This window comes from Streptomyces sp. NPDC058008 (genome assembly GCF_042886395.1).
Taxonomy (GTDB): Bacteria; Actinomycetota; Actinomycetes; order Streptomycetales; family Streptomycetaceae; genus Streptomyces.
Map to the genome: position 1 here is coordinate 1 of NZ_JBHVQX010000045.1, position 18,569 is coordinate 18,569.

Here is an 18,569-nt window from a genome sequence, read left to right on the forward strand (position 1 = left end):
GTTCAGCCCCCGCCGGACCCCTTCGCCGTGTGCGTCACAGTGCGCCGAGCGCCTGACTGATGGCGTCGGCGGCCTCGATGACCTCGCGTACGAGGGCGAGGCGCTGCCCCTCGGTGTCGGAGCGGTCCCCCAGCACCGAGGTCGGGCCCCAGAGGGAGATGGCGGCAACGATCTCCCCCGAAGCGTCACGGACCGGCGCGGCGAGGGACGCGCGGCCCAGGGCGCGCTCCTCGGCCTCGACGGCGTAACCGGTGCGCCGGACGGTGTCGATCTCGGCGTCGAGGAGATCGTGACTGGTGGTGGTGTACTCGGTGTGCGCGTCGAGAGGGTCCCCCAGCAGCTTTCGGCGCTCCTTGGGGGCGAGTCCGGTGAGCAGGCACTTGCCGATGCTCGTGGCATGCAGCGGGGCGGTGTGTCCGGCCTGCGTATAGGACTTGGGGGCACGCGTGCCCTCGAAATTGCACAGGAACATCAGCTCGCCGTCGCGGCGCACGGCCACGTTGGCCCCGAGCCCGGTGCGGGTGGCGAGGCCCTGGAGCACCGTGCGGGCGGCCCGGTGCACGGGGTGGCGGTTGGTGGCGGTGGCGGCCAGAGGGAGAAGGCCGAGGCTGAGGCGGTAGAGGTTGCTGACCGGATCGCGTTCGACCATGTCGAGGCGTTCCAGGGTGGACAACAGGCGGGAGGTGGTCGAGGAGCCCAGTCCGGTGAGCTCGGCAACGTCGGAGACACGGAGTTCGGGCCGGCCGGAGTCGAGTGCGCGCAGCACCGAGACCGCTCGTTCGACGCTCTGGTTCGTCCCCGCATCAGTCGCCCGCGTAGCCATGGCCCTCCTTGTTCTGCAAATCCCTTGCACATTCTGCATCAGCATATCGCGCGTGGCCGAGGTCCGTACCTGAAATCAGCGACCGTGGCGGTTCCGCGACGTCCTGCGGGCCGGACGCCGACGGCGCCGCGGAACTGCCAGGTCACGGGGCGGGGACCCGCGAGGACCCCGGCGCCGGTGGATCCGGGCGCGCGGCAGGGGGTCAGGCGGTGGGGCGCGGGCCCGCGGGATCCGCCGCCGTCAGGAAGCGCCGCTGGGCCTCTTCCAGTGCCGCCGTCTCGGCCCGCTCGCCCGGGTGGTCGAAGTGCCCCGCCCGCAGGACCAGGAGTTCGCGCGGCCCGGCCAGGGCGTTGTGCACCGCGAACTGTCCCGGAGGGGGTACCGACGGATCGAACAGGGCGGCGCCCACATGGACGGGGATGCTGAGGTGCCGGGCCGCCGTCGCGGCGTCGAAGTACGCCAGGACGTCCAGCACCGAGGGATCCTCGGCCAGCCGCGTACGCACCGACTCTCCGCTGCCCGTGCAGGGAAGTGTCACCCGGAGCGGATGGTTCCCGAAGGTCGGCACGGTCAGGCCGGCGGCCCGGAAACGGTCGTCCCAGGGGAGCGCCAGCGCCCCGATGCCGCCGCCGAAACTCGTGCCCAGGTACGTCAGCCCTGCGGCGGCCTCCGGCACCAGCAGCCGCAGTGCGGTGGCCGCGCACCAGACGTCCGCGACGCACCCTCCGATGAGGTACGACTCCCGGGCGCCGATGCCGTGCAGGACGTGCCCCGCCGACTTGTCGGGAACGCCGGGCAGCAGGCTCCGCGTTCCGAGGCCGCGCAGGCAGGGCCAGATGGTCGCGGTCCGCGGCGGGGCCTGCCAGGGGTCCGGGGCCGCCCGGCCTCCGTATCCGTGTGCCGACACACAGCCCTGTGTGACCTCGCCGTCGGCGGGGACGGTCAGCCACCCGCCGATGCGGACACCGTCGGCGGACGTGTAGGAGATGTCGGCGACCCGCACGCCGTCCACGGTGGTCCACGGCCCCTCGATGCGTGGCGCCGTGTCGGTCCGCAGCGCACTCGCGTAGCGCTCCCGCCAGAAGTCGGCGAAGTCGTCCGGACCCTGTGGGGCCCCTACCTCCATGAGGCGCGGCAGGTCGTAGCCGTGGGTGGGGTCGAAGGGGAAGTCATGGGGCAGCGAGCTGAGTTCGCCGGTGTCCGTCGTGAGCGGATGGGTGGACAACATCTCTCCTTGTTCGGTGTGCGGAACGACCAGCACATCTTCCGGAACGGTTCCCGGCGCGGCGTACCCCGTCCGGTCGGCGCCGATCCCGTGACGGGCGGGCCCGCCGCGTCCCGCTGAGCGGTGTGGTCACGGGCCGCTGTTTCGATGAGAAGGGCGGCGGCCCGTCCGAGGCGGCGGTGCGCAGGAGGCCGGGACGACGCCGACCCGTCGTCCGCCCTCCCTCCCGGCTCGGGCCGGACGGGCGGCTGTGCGCGCGTCGGTCGCCGAGGCAGGTCGCCGCCGTGCGCGCGTCGCGATTGCTCCGCCGGCCGTCAGTCCGAGGACCTCGCGGTGCCCGCCGGTGGAACTCCCGCGTGATCATCGTCGCCCGCGAGACCATACGGTGGTCGGCCTGCACCTCGCAATAGGCCGCGGCCCGGTCCTCCCGCCGATCCCGTCCATCGACGCCGGTCAGTGGCTCGGCCACGCGGAGTGCGACGGGACCGGGCCTGGACGGCGAGAGGGGGGCAGTTCCCCGGACGGTTCGGACGTACGGCTCCGGTGAAGTGCGTCCGGCCCCCGAACCCGCCGGTGCGGACCGGGACCGTCGGCTCACACCGCTCTCCGTGCCCGGTCCCTGTCCCGGTCGGCGCCTCGCACATCGGACGGGGCGGGAGTGGGGCCGGAACTCCCTTCCTCCGTGCGGTAGTTGGCCCGGACCACCGGAAATCGGTCGGCCTGGTCCGCCGGAGGAAGGACAATGACCGAGGGATCGTTCCGTCACCATTGGCGTCGAGGAGTGACGGAGCCCTCGATTCAGTACGGTCCGAGCGTGTACGGAAAGCCGTTCCTGCCAAGGGAGAGACCATCACCGTGAGCGGAAAAGAGAATCAAGTGAAGCCCCGCATCGTGCGCAGAACAAGTCTGTGGGCTTTCTGCGTGCTCGCCTGGTGCGCGATTCTCACCGGCATCGTCCTCGTGTGGACGGTAGCAGCGCCGTCCGACTCCACGGGCGACTCACTCATGGCCACGTCGGTCGTGCTCGGTATCGGCTGGGTCATGACCCGTCTCGGCAGGAGCCGGATAGAGGTGCACGAGAGCGGGCTGGCCCTGGTCGACTGGTGGCGGCGCGAGTGGATTCCCTGGGGCGCCTACCGCAGCGTCGAGAAGGAGGACGGACTGGTCATCCACACCCGCGGCATGGAACAGCACATCCTCATGAGCTTCGGATCCTCCATGATCGAAATGGCTCTCGACCAACGCGGGAAGGGCCTGCTCACCAGGACTGTGGAGGCGATCCGTGCGGGACGACTGAAGGCGTCACCGGAATCGCTCAAGGACAGGGACATAAAGGTGCAGCGCTGGGAATTCATCCCCGCCGACCTGCTCCTGGTCCAGCTCCTGGTGTGCCTGGCACTCACACAGACGGGTATCGTCCCGATGTAGCCGCACCCGGAGAGGAACGGTGGGCTCGCCGCGTCCCTTCGCGCTCGTGACGTCGAGGAATTCACCGACCGTACCCGGCAGGACCTCCCCAGGACCCGCACCACCCCGCCGCGCCCCCTCGACGTGGAAGCGGCTTTCCCCGCCCTGGCGGCCCACCACCCGGCTGCACCCCCGGCACGGCGTGCCCGGGGTGCGGGAGAGTTCGGTGGCGGGCCCTCTGCTGTGGCCGGCCGACGAACCGTGGCCGGTGTGCACGGCCGTACACCCGAAGGGCTTCGGAGCGTGGGAACGAAGGGGTACGCGGGCGACGGCTACGGCCCCGGGCGCAGCGGGACGGGCTGTCGGGCGTGTTCGCGCACGGCGATGACGAGCGCGGTCTGGGCGGCGGCGGAGCCGCTGCGGTCGCCCTCGTCCAGAGCGGCCAGGACGTCGGCCGCGGCCTCGCGCACCCGGTGGGGCACTTCCTCCTCGGCGGCGATCCGGTAGGCGTCGGTACGGCGTGCGGCGCGTTCCTCGGGAGTGACGCCGTGGGGTCCGCTCCGGGGGAAGACGGCCGCCGCGTAGTTGGAGATGATCAGCAGGACGTACTGGGCGACGCCCTCGGCGTATCCGTGCGCCATCACCGCTGTCCGGGCGCGCGCGTGGGAGGCCAGTGCGCGCCTCCGTACGAGGAAGGCTCCGACGGCGCTCCCGGCCCCCGCGCTGATCCCCAGGACCAGGGCGGCGGGCGGACCTCCGACGACGAGGCCCACCAGCGCGCTCGCCGCGGTGGCCAGGCAGGCTATGCCGCTGGTGACCAGCAGGAGGGCGCGGGCGGGCGTCAACGGGCTCATGCGGTGCAGTCTGCCAGGGCCCGGCGGGCGGCCCGCGGCCCGCTCCCGCTGGAGGCGTTCGCGAGCGGTGCTCACATCATGTGGAAGACCCGGGGCGTACGAAGGGGGCACCTCCGTGGCATTGACGCGCCCTGTGGGAGCGCCCTTGTCGCTCTCGTCCTGACGGTCCCGGAAGCGGTCGGCCTCGGTCAGGCCGAGTGGAGGTCGACGGTCCGGCCGTCGGGGTCGGTGAGGAGGTGCGGCCGCACCGGCACGTACGTCCAGGCCGTGACGCCGCGGACCGATCGCTCCCCGGGTTGATAGCCCTCGAAGCCGCGTGCTGTCAACTCCCCTTTCCCACAGTGGAGTCGGCGCTCTACGCTCGTGGAGTGACGTACATGAGCTGGTCGGATCTGCTGCTTCGGGGAACGGCGGACCCCACGTTGACCTTCGCCCGCAGGAAGTGGACCCAGCCGGGCAAGTTCGTGTGGGTGCAGCCCCGGGGTCTGGTCACGGCTCATGCCGGTGAGCAGTACCCGCTCTGCACCACCGTGTACTTCAAGGACGCCGATGATGTCGTCAAGCCCTATCAGCCGAGCATGGACGGGATGACGGAGGCGGACGACTGGTACGTGGGTGTCTCCGGCCGGCCGCCGGAGTAGCTCCGCGCTTCGGTCGTGCCGGTCAGCCGGCGCGGTTCGCTTCGGGTCACCCGGGCAATGGGGCGTGAGCTCCGCGTCCGTCCCGGCAGCCGGGCCCCCTCCCTCCTGGCCTTGTCGCACGCCTCGTACGCCCCTGCTCCGGCGACGGCGGCATCCGGTGCGCCGACTTCACATCAGGACCGTGCCGGAGGGGCCTTGGGCGAACAGGTGCCCGAACGGCTTACACGGGATCGACCTTCACGCGCACTCCGGTGGCGGATCCGTATCCGTCCCGTTCGAACCGGCCACCGGGGAAAAGAGGCGAATCTGGCTGGAAATCACCGGTTGCCGAGCGTGAACGGGTGGGCTCCACACGGGCGCGAGCGGTGCCGCGGCCGAGGACGACTCGCTCCGCGGCTCGGCGATCAGGCCACCGGGACGGCGGGATTTCCATGTTTGAGAAACAGGAAGTCCCCTTTGTGTTGCACCCGCTTCGAACACCGACCCGTTCGTGGTCATTGACACTGCAAACGGAGCATTGCTAGCCTCGCCGCGGTCGAGTCAGACAAGCAACGGGGGCTCCGTTGACGAATGTTTCCACGCCCTCCCAGGAATCTCTTTCTCACCCTCACGAGGATGCGCGCACTTCCGCATTTTCACCCGAGAACATCGCGGCCTCTTTCGTTCGCGACGGATATGTCCGGGTGAGCAATGCCGTGGACCTCACGCCCGGTTCCCGGCTCCGAACGTTTTTCGAGACCACGCTCCGGCGCGAGGGGCTGTCCAGGAACGGCCGGCTCGTCGTCCCCGCAGGCCTCACCTCGCTGCCCCCGAGCCGTGTCGCGGACCTCGCCGACGTGGCTCCGGTGCTCTGGTCTGCCGTGTGCACGCTGCTCGGCGGTGCTGACCGGATCCGACGGCCCGTCCGTCTCAGCAATGCTCTGATCTGCAATTTCCGTACCACGCGGCTGTCCGGGAGCTGGCATGTGGACGGGGACTTCTTCGTGCACCATCCCGACAGCCCCGAACAGGCACTGCTGCTGTTCGTCCTCTGGTCCGATGTCGACGAGGGTGAGGGGGCCACTCTCACGGCGCCCTCGGCCACGAAGGGAATTCTCCGTCATCTGGCCGGGCGGCCGGAGGGATCGACCAGCGCGCACATTCCCACCAGGGATTACGTCGACGCGTCTGACGACCGCCTTTCTCTCACCGGAAAAGCCGGGGACGCCTGGATCCTGCATCCGCTGACCGCGCACCAGTCGGCACCCAATCCCCGGGGCCGGCCCCGGTTCATCTCAAATCCTGTCGTGGCTCTGAAAGAGCCCATGAATCTCACGGAAAGTCCGGAGGGAAAGAGCCCTCTCGAAGAATTGTCACGCCGTCTTCTGGGACGCGCCTGGACGCCGGACGAGAACACGGTGCGGGAGACGTTCGTACCCGGCCGCATCGCCCGCTGGAACGGCGAAGGCACGTACACCGACCGCTCCTGAGAGTCCGTACCGCGCCCACACCGGCTGATTCCCCCGCGAGGGGGCGAGGTGAGCCCATGCCCGCGCACATGCCCGTTTCCCCGCCCCGTCGGCCCGGCTCGTCCCGGGTCCTGTTGATCAACCCGCCGCTGTGGAACCCCTACGCCCCGCACCTCGCCGTCCCCCTGCTGCTGGCGGTGCTGCGCCGGCACGGCGTGGCGGCGTCCGCGCTGGACCTGTCGGCCGAGACGATGCGCCATCTCCTCAGTGCCGAAGGGGCGGGTGGCTACGCCGCCGAGTGCGACGAGGCGCTCAGGCCCCGGGCCCGCGACCGGTTCGAGGCGGCCCGCTCGTCGGTGGACCGCGCGGCGGACTTCCTGCGGTCACCCGGGAGCATCACCGACGTCGACGGCCACGCGGCCGCGACGGCGGTCTGCCAGGCCGTGCTGGACGGCATCGCGGCCCTGACCCCGGGCTCGGAGCTGAACTTCGACCGGTTCGACCTGCGGCACCGTCCCGTCTCCAGCCGGCAGGTCGTGCGCGCCGTGGCCGACACCGCGCACAATCCGTACGTGCGCGTCTTCGAGCGCGTCCTGGTGCCCCGGCTGCGTGCGCTGCCGGACCTGGAGGTGGTGGGTCTCTCCGTCTCCGCCGACTCCCAGCTGATCGCCGCGCTGACCGCCGCGCGCCTCATCAGGCGGGAGCGGCCCGAGGTGCACATCACGGTCGGGGGGAACTTCGTCACCCGGATCGCGGACCGGCTCCGGCCGGGGCACCCGTTCTTCGAGCTGATCGACTCCCTGGTCTGCTACGAGGGCGAGGAGTCGATCGTCGATCTCGTCGACCGGCTGCTGTCCGGCCGGTCCCTGCACGGCGTGCCCGGCATCGTCGTACCGGACGGCGACGAGCTGCACCGGTGCCCGTCGGCCACCGCCTCGCTGGGCGAGCTGCCCGTACCCGACTTCACCGACCACCCGCTGGCCGACGGCTACCTGGCGCCGGGGCCGGTGCTCCCGGTGATCGCCTCCCGCAGCTGCGCCTGGAAGTGCGCCTTCTGCGCGATCCCCTTCGCGTCCGACAAGTTCCGCATCCGCGCGCCGGAGGCCGTCGTCGCCGAGATGGACGAGCTGCACCGCCGCCACGGGACCCGCCACTTCCAGTTCGTGGACGAGATCCTGACGGTCCGCAGCATGCGGGCGCTGGCGCACGGGCTCGCCGGCCGTGACTACCTCTGGTACGGCGAGACCCGGTTCTCGCCGACGATCGACCGCCGGCTGACGGACGCGCTCTACACGGCCGGCTGCCGCCGTCTCGACCTGGGGCTGGAGTCGTACAACCAGGACGTCCTGGACCGGATGCGCAAGGACATCAAGGCGTCCTGGATCGCGCCCAACCTGGACGCGCTGCTGGGCTCCGGTGTCAGCGTGCACCTGTTCGGGATCGCCGGGTTCCCCGGTGAGGCGCGCTGGCAGACGGCCCGCACGGTGGAGTTCGCGGCGGCCACGCTCGCCCGGTCGCGCGAGCGGTACGCGGTCCCGGACAGCACCTTCGGGATCGGCCCGTTCGTCCTCGACGCCCTGTCCCCGGTCGCCGCCACCCCGGACCTGTTCCAGGTGCGGGTGCTGCATCAGAACCCGGGCGACGACCTGCAGATGGCGCTGAGCTACGACTACGTGGGCCCGCTGCCCGAACCCGGCAGCGCGGAGGACCGGGACGTCGCCGCCCGGGCCGACCGCATCCTCGGCGGCGCCTTCGGCGACCAGGACCGGCCCGCCGAGGAGGTCGTCTTCCTGCGGGCGGCCGCCCGGCGCACCGGCGAGGCCGGCGGCGACGGCCCGCCGCGGGTTCCGTGCCCCGGGCCGGACTGGGACCTCGTTCCGCTGCGGCCCGCGGGAGGCTGGGTCGTCCGGCTCCGCGAAGGCCGGCGGACCCTGTTGTACGAGCCGCGCGAGGGAGCCCTGTTCACTCTCCCCAGCAGGCTCCTGGACGGCATGCCCGCGACAGCCGCGGAGCTGTGCCGCGACTCCTCGGAACACGCCCTGGTACGGGCGGCGCTGCACCACCGGTGCCTGGAACCCGCCGAACCGGGCACCGGCGTGCTGGACTCCGCCGCGCAGCTGACCGGTGATCTGCTGCTGCGCCTCGGCCCCGGCACGCGGCTCGTCACCGAGGCCGCCGATGTCCTGCTGACCTCCCTGGTCACCGGGCAGCGGCTGCGGTTGTCCGCGTCGGGCGCCGCCGTGGCCCGCCTCGTCGCCGGGGACGGCAGTTCGTGGGCCGCTCTCGCCGGGCGCTGCGCCCCCGGATCCCTACCGAGGCTGCGCACGTTCGTGTGGCGGCTGCTGGTCAACAGACTCCTGTCCGTCGAAACGCCGGACAGGTCGGCGCAACCACTTGCCGGGAGGAGGTGAATCACATGGAAGGGGAGCAGCTCGACACCGCTGAGGCGGAGGTGGAGTTCGAGGACGACGGATTCTTCGAGCCCACCATCGAGGAGGCCATCATGGCCTCCGGCCTTCACAAGCAGTTCGTCGTGGACTGACCCGCCCCGCGGGTCGGATCCGGTGCACCGGGGCCAAGCCGGTGCACCGGGCCCGCACCCATCATCGCGCACACCACGCTCCGTGCGTGCGGCGCGCGGAAGGACACCGATGACGCAGAGCCCCGCACTCCTGCCGCTGACGCCGGTGGCCCGTACGGCCCCCGCGGCTACCGTGGCGGTGGTCTCGCTACCGTTCTTCACGCCCTTCGCGACCTGCTATCCGGCCGTCCTCATCACCCGGCGGCTGCGGCAACTGGGCTGCCGTGCCCGGTTCGTCCCGGCGCACATGGAGTTCTACGCCCATGCGCGGAGCGGGGGCCTGACGGAGAACGCGTACAAGCTGTTCACCAACCGGCACTTCGCCTCCGATGTCGCGCTGCTGCCGCTGTGGGCGGCGCCGGGCGCCGGGCACCGGGCGGAGCGCGAGGAGCTGGCGCGTACGGAGTTCCTCGCCACGGGCGAGGAGGAGGCCCTGCTGCGCGAGTCGTTCGACGGCTACCTCGACCGGCTGGCCGAGCGTCTCGTCGGGACCGAGGTGCTCTGTCTGACGAGCACTCACTTCCAGTTGCTGCCCAGTCTGCTCCTGGCCCGCCGGGTCGCGCGCGTCGCACGCGGGAAGGGTGTGCCCCGGCCCCGCGTGGTGCTCGGAGGCTACTTCGGGTCCGTCCAGGTCGCCCGTGACGTCCTCGCGCTGCACGAGGAGGTGGACGTCGTGGTGTACGGCGAGGCGGAGGACGTCCTCGCCGATGCCCTGGACCATGCGCTGGGCGGGCGGCGCCGGCTGGTCGCCGGCCGGGCGCACACCTTCAAGGACGGGTACGCGGAGCAGTCCGCGCTGGTGGAGGCGGGTCTGCGGCGGCCGTGGCTGCGCGACCGGCTGGTGGTGAGCATGGAGGTGTCCCGGGGCTGTTACTGGGACCGGTGCGACTTCTGCAACTTCAACGACTCCTACGACGCCCGGTTCAAGATGCACGATCCGTGGCGCGTCCTGGCGGAGATGGACCATCTGGCGCGGACGTACGGGCAGCGCCGGTTCCAGTTCCTCGACACCGCGCTGCCGCCGCGGCTGGTCGAGGCGGTCGCCGACTCCGGTGAGCGGCACGACTACCGGGTGTTCTGCGAGATCAGGCCCGACTTCGGCCGGGAGAGGCTCGGCCGGCTCGCGGCGCTGGGCCGGGTGACGGTCCAGCTCGGCATCGAGACGCTGCTGGACGACCACCTCGACCTGATGAACAAGCGGCAGACGGTCGAGGAGGGCGTTCGCATGCTGTACGCGGCCCGGGATCTCGGGATGCGGAGTGTGTGGGGCGTGATGATCGGCCACCCGAAGGAGACCCCTGATCACCGCCGTCGTCTGCTCGACGAGATCCGCGCCCGTCGCGCGGAGGGCCTTCCGGCGCCCAAGTACCTCACCGAGTGCGAGTTGCGCCCGGGCAGCGGGCTGTGGGACGAGCGCGAGGAGCTGGGGCTGAGCGTCGAGTTCCCGTGGCGGATGTTCGACAGTGTCCTCAGCCCGCGGGAGCACGCCTGCTCCCTGATCCCCAGCCGGGTCCACGGGCTGCCGGCCCAGGAGGCGGAGTACCGCGTCGACCGGCGGGAGATCAGCGAGGAGCTCATCGCCTGGCAGCGCGAGCAGGGGATGGAGGCGGGCCTCGATGCCTGACCCCGGCGCCGTGGCGGTGGCCGCCCGGTTCCTCGACGTCACGGTGGAGTTCCGGTGCCCGGATCCCGTTGACGCCGCCCATCTGCGCTACTACCTCAGCGATCATCTCGTGGCGGAGGGCTCGCCGGCCGGGCTGGTGGTGCGGCTGGAGACGGAGGACGGCGGCGCCTTCACTCAGGCGCTCGGCACGGCGGCGGTGAAGCGGGTCAGGTGGCGCACGGCCGCCGGGCCGTGGCGGCTCTACGAGGAGTGGGGGGCGCGTGCCCGGCTGCCCTCGCCCGTGCCTCCTTTCGGGCTGCCTCCGCTGTGCGATCTCGTGCTGATCCGGCACGGGGCGGCGGTGGCGGCGCCCGACGGCACCGCCCGGGCGCTCGCGGTCACCGGGGACAGCGGGGCCGGCAAGTCGCTGGTCCTCCTGCATCTCCTGCGGCTCGGCTGGGTGTTCGTCTCGGACGACCTGCTCGTCACGGACCGGCGGCACCGGGGACGCCTGTACTGCTACGGCCGTCCGGTCGGTGTCCGGGAGCGCAGTCTGCCCCTGCTGCCGTGGCTGGACGCGGCCGTGCTGGACGAGGCCCCGGTCCTGCCGACCCGGTGGGGACGCACCTGGATGGTGCGGCCCCAGCGCCTCGGCAGGTGCGCCCCGCCCGACCGGCCGCTCCGACTGGCCTGGCGCCTGCATCTGACGCGCGGCACCCGCTTCGAGGTACGGACCGACGGTCCCACCTCGCGGGTCACCTGGGATCCGCGGGCGCATCTGGAGGAGCTCCTGGCCGTGTGTCCGCGGCCGGCCGGAGGAGGAGACGCCTGTGCCGCATGATGCGCCGGACGCCGAGCGGCTGCTCGATTTCTTCGGCACCGTGGTGCGGGTCCGCTGCACCCCGGGTGATGCCACCGACCTCGACTTCTTCTTCGGCCCGCACCGGGCCGGGCCCGGTGCGCGGCCGCGGTACCGGGTCGATCTGTCCTCCGGTGAGGGCGGCTTCCTGCGGTCGCTGCTGGCCAAGGACGACTCGCCGAAGGCGTTCCGGCTCAGCTCCGATCCGGGCGGTGTGCTGATCGAGGAGCGGCGGTTCACGCGCTGGTCGTCGGTGCCCTCACCGCTGCCCCCGTTCCGGGCGATGCGCGAGGAGATCGCCGCCGTGCAGGCCACGGTGCTCGTCCGGGGGGAGTGCTGTCTGGCCTTCCACGGTGATCCGCACAGCGGCAAGACCAGTCTGGGTCTGGCGCTGTCGGCCCGCGGATGGGCCCTGGTCTCGGACCAGTTGCTCGTGGTGGAGCGCGCCACGGGGGCGGCGCGGCCGTATCTGACGCCGACCGGGGTGCGGGGCCGTACGCTGGCCGCGATACGCGAGGGGACTCTGGCCGGGCTGGACCGGCGCCGCTCCTTCTGCACGGTGAGCGGCGAGGTGGTGCTCGCCCGGCCGGAGAGTCTGGGTGCGGTCGTGCCGGTCGGACACCGGCTCGGGCCGGTGCGTCTGGTCGCGGTACGGCGCTCGCCCGGCGCCGGACCGGGCCTCCGGGCCGGCGGGCCCGCACCGCGTGTGTGGCCGGCGGGGGCCTGGTCCTGGCTGAGCGGCGCGCTCGCGGCCGACCGGGCACGGAGCCTGCTGACCCTGCCCCCCGAGGGCGGCGAACAAGCGGGCGCGGATCTTGTGGAGGAGTATTTCGGTGCATAGCCTGACTATCGATCAGATCACCAAGCGGTACCGCACGGGAACAGAGGCCCTGTCGGGCGTCTCCTTCGCCGTGGAACCCGGCACCCTTCTCGCCGTGGTGGGCCACAACGGGGCGGGCAAGTCGACCCTGCTGAACATCGTCTCCGGGCTGATCCGTCCCACGTCCGGCACGGTCACCACCGACACCGGGCGGGGGAGACTGATGTGGGCGCCGCAACGGACCATGGTGGACTGGTCGTTGACGGTCAGCCAGAACATCGAGCTGATCGCGCGGTTGACCGGTGCGCCGGCGTCGGCCGTCGACCGGGTGCTCGAACTGCTGGACCTCGACAAGGTCCGTACCCAGCAGGCCGAGTACATCTCCGGCGGCCAGCTGCAACGCGTGCAGATCGCCCGCGCCCTGGTGGCCGACGCGGCGATCTACGTGCTCGACGAACCGACGGCGGGGCTGGACCCGGCGGCCGGTGAACTCGTCATGGAGCACCTGCGCGAGCGCGCGGCCTCGGGTGCCACGGTCCTGGTCTCCTCCCACGACCTGGACGCCATCGAGCGGACGGCGTCCGGCCTGGTGCTGCTCGACGAGGGCAGGCTGCGCGCCCATCTGCCGATCCAGGAGTTCGTCCGGCGGGCGGGCGCGACCATGAAGGTGCGCGTGGTGTTCGCCGAACCGATGCCCGAGGCGTGTCCGGACCGGCTCGCCGCCGCGCTGCCCCCCGAGTGGACCCTGGAGACCGACGCGGACCGGGCCGGCCTGTCGGTGCAGGTGCCGCTGGCCACGGGGCTGCGCCCGGTCCTCGCCTGGCTGCCGGCGGATCTGCGGGTGCGGGACCTCAGCGCCGAGAAGCAGTCGTTGCGCGACGTGTACCTCGCGCGTCACGCGGAACGGTCCCCGGCCCCCGAGAGCGTGATGGTGCAGCAGTGAAGACCTCCCTGACGCTGGCCCGCTTCCACCTGCTCAGTGTGTGGAACTGGCGCACCAGCCATCTGAGCCGGATGATCGAGGCCCCCGCCTACTTCCTGTTCATGGTCACCGGCCTCGGCACGCTGGTGGGGGGCGCCCGTATCGAAGGCATGCCGTACGACGACTTCGCGTACGCGGGTGTGCTGGTCGTGATCGCCATCCGCGCCCTGTTCTGGTGCATGGGCGACGTGGCCAACGACCGCAAGTGGGGTGTGTACGCCGTCGCCCGGACCACCGATGTGTCCTTCTCCCAGTACATCGGCTCGATCCTGGCGGCGAACACCCTGGTCGCCACGGTGCAGATCGCCGCGATCCTCCTCCTCAAGCAGGTGCTCGGGCGGGGCAGCGCCGTCCAGGACGTGCGGATGGCGGGCCTGGCCGTGCTGGTGTGTCTGCTGACCGTGCTGACCGGCTGCGCGCTGGGGTTCGGGGTCAACAGTTACAGCAAGCGCGACCTCATGACGTCGCTGTTCAGTCTGCCGCTGGTCATGACGGCGCCGCTGTTCTACTCCCTGGACAGCCTTCCGGCCTTCATGCGGGTGCTGGCGGCCGTGAACCCGTTCACCTACTGCGTGCTGCTGGTCCGCTCGCCTGCGGCCGAGAGCTCTCCGGTGCCGGCGGCCGCGGGGTGCCTGGTGGCCGCGCTGCTGGTGGCGGGTGCTCTGCGGCTGGCCGCCGGCCGGCATGAACTGACCTCCGACGAGCAGGGCTGACCGGGATGCCGACGACGGACGGGAGCGCCGGCCGGCCGGTCGCGGTGCACGGGCTGACGACCGTCGGTACGGCGGGCTACTGGTGGCAGGACGCGGAGTCGGGGGCCCGTCTGCTGCGCGGGGACACGGCGGGGGTCCACGCCGTCGATCTGCCCGCCGGGCCCGACGGGCTGACCCCGCTGACCGTCCACCCGGCCGCCGAGGGTCCGCCGGCCGTCCTGTACGGCCGTCCCGGCGGCGACTACGGCTACCTCGCGGAGCCAGGCGCCGCGGACACCGTGCTCGCCCGCCGCCCCGGGCTCGTGCACCTGGCGCGTGTGCCGTCGTCGACCGGTGGCCCGGGAGGACCCGGGTTCGTGTACACGGGCTTCGCGCCGGGGGCCCGGCTGGACGATCCTCCCGTGGACGGGATCAGGGTGGCGGTGCACCGCAGCGGTGAGCCGTTCGCGGAGGACCGTGCGGTGGAGCTGGGCAACGGTCCCCTGGCCCTGGTGACCGTGGAGGCGACGGGTGACCCCTCGGCCGTGCTGGTCCGCTCGACCGCGCGCGGCGTGACGACACAGCGCCTGCTGCGTCCGGACCCCGTGACGGGCCGGCTCGTCCTCGCACCGCTGCCGGCCGCGACGAGTCCGCGCACCCGCCTGCTGCTGGGCGCGGACCGCTGGTGGCACGGTGAGGCGCTCGGCACGCCCAGGGCCGTGCTGCGCGCCGGGCCGCCCGGAGGCGGGGAGCCCGGAAGGGCCGTCGTCTTCCCCGAAGGGACGGCCCTGGCCTGGGCCTGGGGAACGCGGCGCGACGCGCTGGTCCGTACGGTCGCCGGGCGGGGCGCGGAGGCCGCCGAGGCCCTGTACCGGGTCGACGGCGACACCCTCGAGGCACGTCTCGTGGCCGGGGGGCGGCCCGGAGACTCGTTCCCGGAGGTGGCCGCTTCGCCCGCCGCGAACTGCGCCCTGTGGCTGCGGGTCTCCCGAAGGCCGGACGGCACCGCGGCGGGCCGGATGGAACTGCTGCTGGACGGCGAGGAACGACCCCGGCCGCTGAGTTCGACCGGATGGCCCGCGCCCCTGCCCCGTACCACCCGGTACTGCACGGCGGGTGACGGCGGCCGGCTTCCCGTGCAGCTTTCCGGCACCGCCGGCCCCGTCCTGCTCCTCGAACACGGCGGGCTGACCGCCCTCGCCAACGCGCCCCTGGAACGCGCCCTGGAGGAACTGGCCCGCGCCGAACAGCTGACGCTCGCACGGGTGGTGACGCGGTCGCTGGTACCGGCCCATCGCGTTCCGGGCGGGGAGCGCGGCTACAACGATCTCCTGCACGCGGCCCGTCTGCTGCGCGGGGAGGTGGGCCCGCGGCGCCCGCTCGTGGTTCTCGGGCACAGCATGGGCGCGGTCGGCGCCGCGCGCGCGGTGCTGCTGGAGCCCGGTCTGTTCGACGGCTGGATCCTGCGCTTCCCGGTCACCGACCTGATCGACTTCCCCCGCCTGGGGATCGGCCGGCACTGGACGGGGATGCTCGGCGACCCGTCGCGCACCGACCAGCGGAACGCCCTCACCGCGCTGTCCCCCCTGCATATCCCCTTGCCCGCGGCCCCGTTGCCGCCCGTGCTGATCCAGACCGGAACGTACGACACCCGGGCCGACGCCCGGCACGGCCTGCGTCTGGCCGACCGGCTGCGCGAGCGGACGTCCGTGACCCTCAGCAGTTACCCGGTCGGCCATGTGGAGCGGTTCTGTCAGGCCGCCTCACGCCGCGCCGTGGCGGAGGTGACGGCCTTCATCCGCGGTTGCCCGGCCGTCGCCCGTGACCTGGAAGGAGCTTCGCCGTGAGCGTCACCGGCATCGACCACGCCTCCCTCGTCGTCGTGGACGACGTGTACTCCGACTTCGGACGCGCCAGAGCGGCCGCTCTGGACCGCGTCTTCACCCCTCGTGCGGACAGTGCTTTCGCCTATCGCACCGCACCGGCACCACCCTGGATGGAGGAGGAGGCCATCGGCCGGATCTGCGAGGTCCTCGGCCCGGGGGCCCGGGAGGAACTGATCGCCAATCACCTGCACATGTCCTCGGCCATGGACTGGAAGGTCAACCTGCACCGGGGCGCCCGTATTCACGTGGACGAGGCCCGCTGGGCCGGGGTGCTGTACCTCAACACGGCGGAGCAGTGCCGTGGCGGCACCTCCCTCTACGCCCATCGGCGCACCGGGGTACGGCACTTCTTCGAGCTGCGGGACCGGGCGGACGTCCAGGAGATCCTCGCCGACGGCGGTGACGTCGGCAACTGGCGGGAGCTGGTCTCCCTCGCGATGGTGCCGAACCGCCTCGTGCTGTTCGACCCCGGCCAGTTCCACCAGGCCCAGGAGTACTTCGGGGACAGCAAGTCCTCGGCCCGGCTGATCCACAACTTCTTCTTCCAGCACGTCCCGGCCCACTTCGATCCCGGCCGGGACGGCACGGGCACGGCGGGTGCCGTGGGACGGGCCGCGCGGGAGTGATGTCCCGGGCCGTCGGCGAGGTACGGGCCGCCTCCGCCCGGCCGTCAGCGAGGTGCGGACCCCTCCCGCCCCTCTCGGCCGCCACCGGCCGGGTCAGGGGCCTGCGGGCGGTCCACCCGCGCGGCCGACCCGGCCCCTCACTCCCGTCGTGACGGGCGGCGACACCGATCACCCCACCCGGTCCACCGCCGTGACACGCGCGATCCGGGTGCCGCGCGTCGGTCCGGGACGGCCCCGGATCCGACCCGGTCGCGTCCTCGGCGACCGGACCCCGCGATGCGGCCGTGGGGGCCGGCCGGGGCGGTGATCCGTCCCGGCCGGGCCCCAATCTTCAGGAGCCCGGCACCGGGCGCGGGACCGCTTCCCCGCGTGACCGCACCCCTGAGTGTCTTCGGCCCGTACGGAGAGACGTGCGACGCACCGGCTCGGTGCGGACCGTCGTCCGGTCAGGTCGTGCAGGAGACGCCGACCGCGTCGACCGCGTGGTGCGCGTCCGTGGCGCCCTTGGAGTTCCAGTCCTTGCCCCGGTCGTGCAGCACGAGCGCGATGTTGCCGCCGGTGATGCGTACGGTCGGACCCGAGACCCACTTCCCCAGGTTGCCGACCTGGTTCACGTTGAACGAGCCAACCTGCGCGGACGATGAGCCGGAGCCGTTGTGCACCGTGTAGTACGACGGGTTGCCGCCCACGTGCTTGGCGTTGGAGTCGTTCGGTACGAAAACGCTGACCCGGCAGTTGCCCGTCGTGACCCCGCCGGTGCGCCAGGAGAAGACGACCTTGTTGACGGTGTCGCTGTTGCTGCCGCTCATCGGCATGCTGCGGAACCGGCCGGAGCAGCCGTTCTTGCTGTAGCCGCCCGTGTGGGTGGTCCACTGGTCGCCGTCGTTGGGCGTCGTCGAGGAGCCGTACTCGTGGTAGGAGGCGCCGGCCGACGAGCAGTGCGGGCCGTTCCAGGCGAGGTAGCCGGCCGGCGCCTGAGTGGCGGCCGCCTTGTTCTCGGCGACCGTGACGCCGGAGCCGGTGGTACCGGTACCGGTGCCGGACCCTGAGGTACCGGTGCCGGACCCTGAGGTACCGGTGCCGGAGGTGCCGGATCCGGGCGCCGTCGTCGAGCCGTCCTCGCTCGCGCCGTCCGGGCCCTTGGCGGAGCCCTCGACGGTGCCCGTGCCGGTGTCCCGCGCCGCGGGATCGCCCGATCCGGCCGGGGCGGCGGCGGCCGCGCCGGTGCCCGGCAGGGCCGGGGGTGCCCCGGCGCTTGCCTTGCCGCCACCCGCCGAACCGGCCGTCGCCACGTCGCCGTTGCCCTGCTCGGCGCTGGGCACCACTCCGTCGGGGCCGACGCCCGGACCCTCGTAACCCGCGGCCCGCTCCACCGTCGGCTCCGGCCCGTCGTGGCCGGGGAGCAGGGCGATGGCGAAGGGCGCGGCGATCAGGAGGACTCCGCCGAGCGCGGCGGCGGCGACCATGGGCGCGGTGAGCTTGGAGGGGTTGTCGTCGCCGGGTATCTCGGGGGACGCGGCGACCGCGACGGCCGCACCGGCGGTCGTGGAGGCGGTGAGGGTCCGGGGGGCGCGGAGCCAGGAGCGGCGGGAGCGGGCGGGCGCCGGCGGGGTGCTCGGGGCCGGTCCAGCGGTGGTGCCGGAGCCGGTGGCTGTCCCGCCCCCGGTGTCCGCGCCGGCCGGGGCGGTGGCGGCCTCGGAAACAGTCGCCGTCCCGGGGGCGGTGCCGGTCCCGGCAGCTGTGGGCTCGACGGCCGTCGTGCCACCGGGGGCCGCATCCGGGGCGGTGTCCGGCTCCGTACCGGACTCCGTGGTGCGGCCCGCCCCCGCCGGAGTGGTCGTCTCCGAAGCCGCGTCGGCGGCGGCGCCGGTCTTCGCCGGCTCCCCCACCGCGTCCGGCGGACCGGCACCGTCGTCGGCCTCCGAGGCAGCGGCACGGGGCGCGGCGGGCGCGGGGCCGCGCCCGGTCCGCGCGCCGATCACTCCGCCGCGCAGGGTGGGTCCGGGCTCCCTGCCGTTGCCGGGGGTGCCGCCACCCTCGGTCGCCGGACCGTCCCCGTGTGCGCTGCCGCTCTGCGTGGCCGCCATCTGTTCTGCCCTCTGTGGATGTGTGGTGTCGACTG

Annotated in this window: 17 protein-coding genes; 12 read left to right on the plus strand and 5 right to left on the minus strand. The window is 72.7% G+C overall.

What is annotated here, in order from left to right:
• Window positions 1–34 precede the first annotated feature (34 nt).
• On the minus strand, window positions 35–823 hold the full coding sequence (locus tag ACFVS9_RS31650) for an IclR family transcriptional regulator (RefSeq protein ID WP_383114921.1): 789 nt from the start codon (window positions 821–823) through the stop codon (window positions 35–37).
• A gap of 202 nt (window positions 824–1,025) precedes the next feature.
• Window positions 1,026–2,048 (minus strand): acetylxylan esterase, encoded by a 1,023-nt coding sequence (locus tag ACFVS9_RS31655; protein WP_389938090.1) that lies wholly within the window; start codon window positions 2,046–2,048, stop codon window positions 1,026–1,028.
• Between the two features lie 876 nt (window positions 2,049–2,924).
• Here ACFVS9_RS31655 and ACFVS9_RS31660 point away from each other — a divergent pair.
• Window positions 2,925–3,476, plus strand: a complete 552-nt coding sequence (locus ACFVS9_RS31660) for a hypothetical protein (RefSeq protein ID WP_389938007.1) — start codon at window positions 2,925–2,927, stop codon at window positions 3,474–3,476.
• Between the two features lie 311 nt (window positions 3,477–3,787).
• On the opposite strand, the gene ACFVS9_RS31665 is transcribed toward ACFVS9_RS31660, so the two are convergent.
• Window positions 3,788–4,309 carry a hypothetical protein gene (locus ACFVS9_RS31665; protein ID WP_389938010.1) on the minus strand — a complete coding sequence of 174 codons (522 nt, stop codon included), beginning with the start codon at window positions 4,307–4,309 and terminating at the stop codon, window positions 3,788–3,790.
• A 188-nt stretch (window positions 4,310–4,497) separates the two neighbouring features.
• Complete coding sequence (locus ACFVS9_RS31670) at window positions 4,498–4,635, minus strand: hypothetical protein (protein WP_389938013.1); 138 nt, start codon at window positions 4,633–4,635, stop codon at window positions 4,498–4,500.
• A 51-nt stretch (window positions 4,636–4,686) separates the two neighbouring features.
• Here ACFVS9_RS31670 and ACFVS9_RS31675 point away from each other — a divergent pair, with 51 nt between their 5' ends.
• From ACFVS9_RS31675 to ACFVS9_RS31725, 11 genes are all read left to right on the plus strand, one after another.
• Entirely contained in the window at window positions 4,687–4,950 is a 264-nt protein-coding gene (locus ACFVS9_RS31675; protein WP_389938016.1) for a hypothetical protein, read from the plus strand.
• Window positions 4,951–5,513: 563 nt separating this feature from the next.
• Window positions 5,514–6,419, plus strand: a complete 906-nt coding sequence (locus ACFVS9_RS31680) for a phytanoyl-CoA dioxygenase family protein (protein ID WP_389938018.1) — start codon at window positions 5,514–5,516, stop codon at window positions 6,417–6,419.
• Between the two features lie 56 nt (window positions 6,420–6,475).
• Window positions 6,476–8,809: a B12-binding domain-containing radical SAM protein gene (locus ACFVS9_RS31685; RefSeq protein ID WP_389938021.1), complete on the plus strand. Its 2,334-nt coding sequence runs from the start codon at window positions 6,476–6,478 to the stop codon at window positions 8,807–8,809.
• 5 nt (window positions 8,810–8,814) lie between these two features.
• Window positions 8,815–8,940 (plus strand): hypothetical protein, encoded by a 126-nt coding sequence (locus tag ACFVS9_RS31690; protein ID WP_383114915.1) that lies wholly within the window; start codon window positions 8,815–8,817, stop codon window positions 8,938–8,940.
• Window positions 8,941–9,049: 109 nt separating this feature from the next.
• Window positions 9,050–10,603: a B12-binding domain-containing radical SAM protein gene (locus ACFVS9_RS31695; RefSeq protein WP_389938024.1), complete on the plus strand. Its 1,554-nt coding sequence runs from the start codon at window positions 9,050–9,052 to the stop codon at window positions 10,601–10,603.
• A complete protein-coding gene (locus ACFVS9_RS31700; RefSeq protein ID WP_383114913.1) occupies window positions 10,596–11,423 on the plus strand; it encodes a hypothetical protein in 828 nt (275 codons plus the stop codon). The genes ACFVS9_RS31695 and ACFVS9_RS31700 overlap by 8 nt, the downstream gene beginning before the upstream one ends.
• Entirely contained in the window at window positions 11,413–12,282 is an 870-nt protein-coding gene (locus tag ACFVS9_RS31705) for a hypothetical protein (protein WP_389938027.1), read from the plus strand. The genes ACFVS9_RS31700 and ACFVS9_RS31705 overlap by 11 nt, the downstream gene beginning before the upstream one ends.
• Window positions 12,275–13,204: an ABC transporter ATP-binding protein gene (locus ACFVS9_RS31710; protein WP_389938030.1), complete on the plus strand. Its 930-nt coding sequence runs from the start codon at window positions 12,275–12,277 to the stop codon at window positions 13,202–13,204. Before ACFVS9_RS31705 ends, ACFVS9_RS31710 begins: the two co-directional genes overlap by 8 nt.
• Window positions 13,201–13,956: an ABC transporter permease gene (locus ACFVS9_RS31715; RefSeq protein ID WP_383114910.1), complete on the plus strand. Its 756-nt coding sequence runs from the start codon at window positions 13,201–13,203 to the stop codon at window positions 13,954–13,956. The genes ACFVS9_RS31710 and ACFVS9_RS31715 overlap by 4 nt, the downstream gene beginning before the upstream one ends.
• 5 nt (window positions 13,957–13,961) lie before the next feature.
• Window positions 13,962–15,782, plus strand: coding sequence for an alpha/beta hydrolase family protein (locus ACFVS9_RS31720; protein ID WP_389938034.1), 1,821 nt, complete (start codon window positions 13,962–13,964; stop codon window positions 15,780–15,782).
• Entirely contained in the window at window positions 15,779–16,447 is a 669-nt protein-coding gene (locus ACFVS9_RS31725) for a DUF6445 family protein (protein ID WP_383114908.1), read from the plus strand. Before ACFVS9_RS31720 ends, ACFVS9_RS31725 begins: the two co-directional genes overlap by 4 nt.
• Window positions 16,448–16,893: 446 nt before the next feature.
• Here ACFVS9_RS31725 and ACFVS9_RS31730 read toward each other — a convergent pair whose 3' ends face one another.
• Window positions 16,894–18,534, minus strand: a complete 1,641-nt coding sequence (locus ACFVS9_RS31730) for a hypothetical protein (RefSeq protein ID WP_389938037.1) — start codon at window positions 18,532–18,534, stop codon at window positions 16,894–16,896.
• Between the last annotated feature and the right edge of the window lie 35 nt (window positions 18,535–18,569).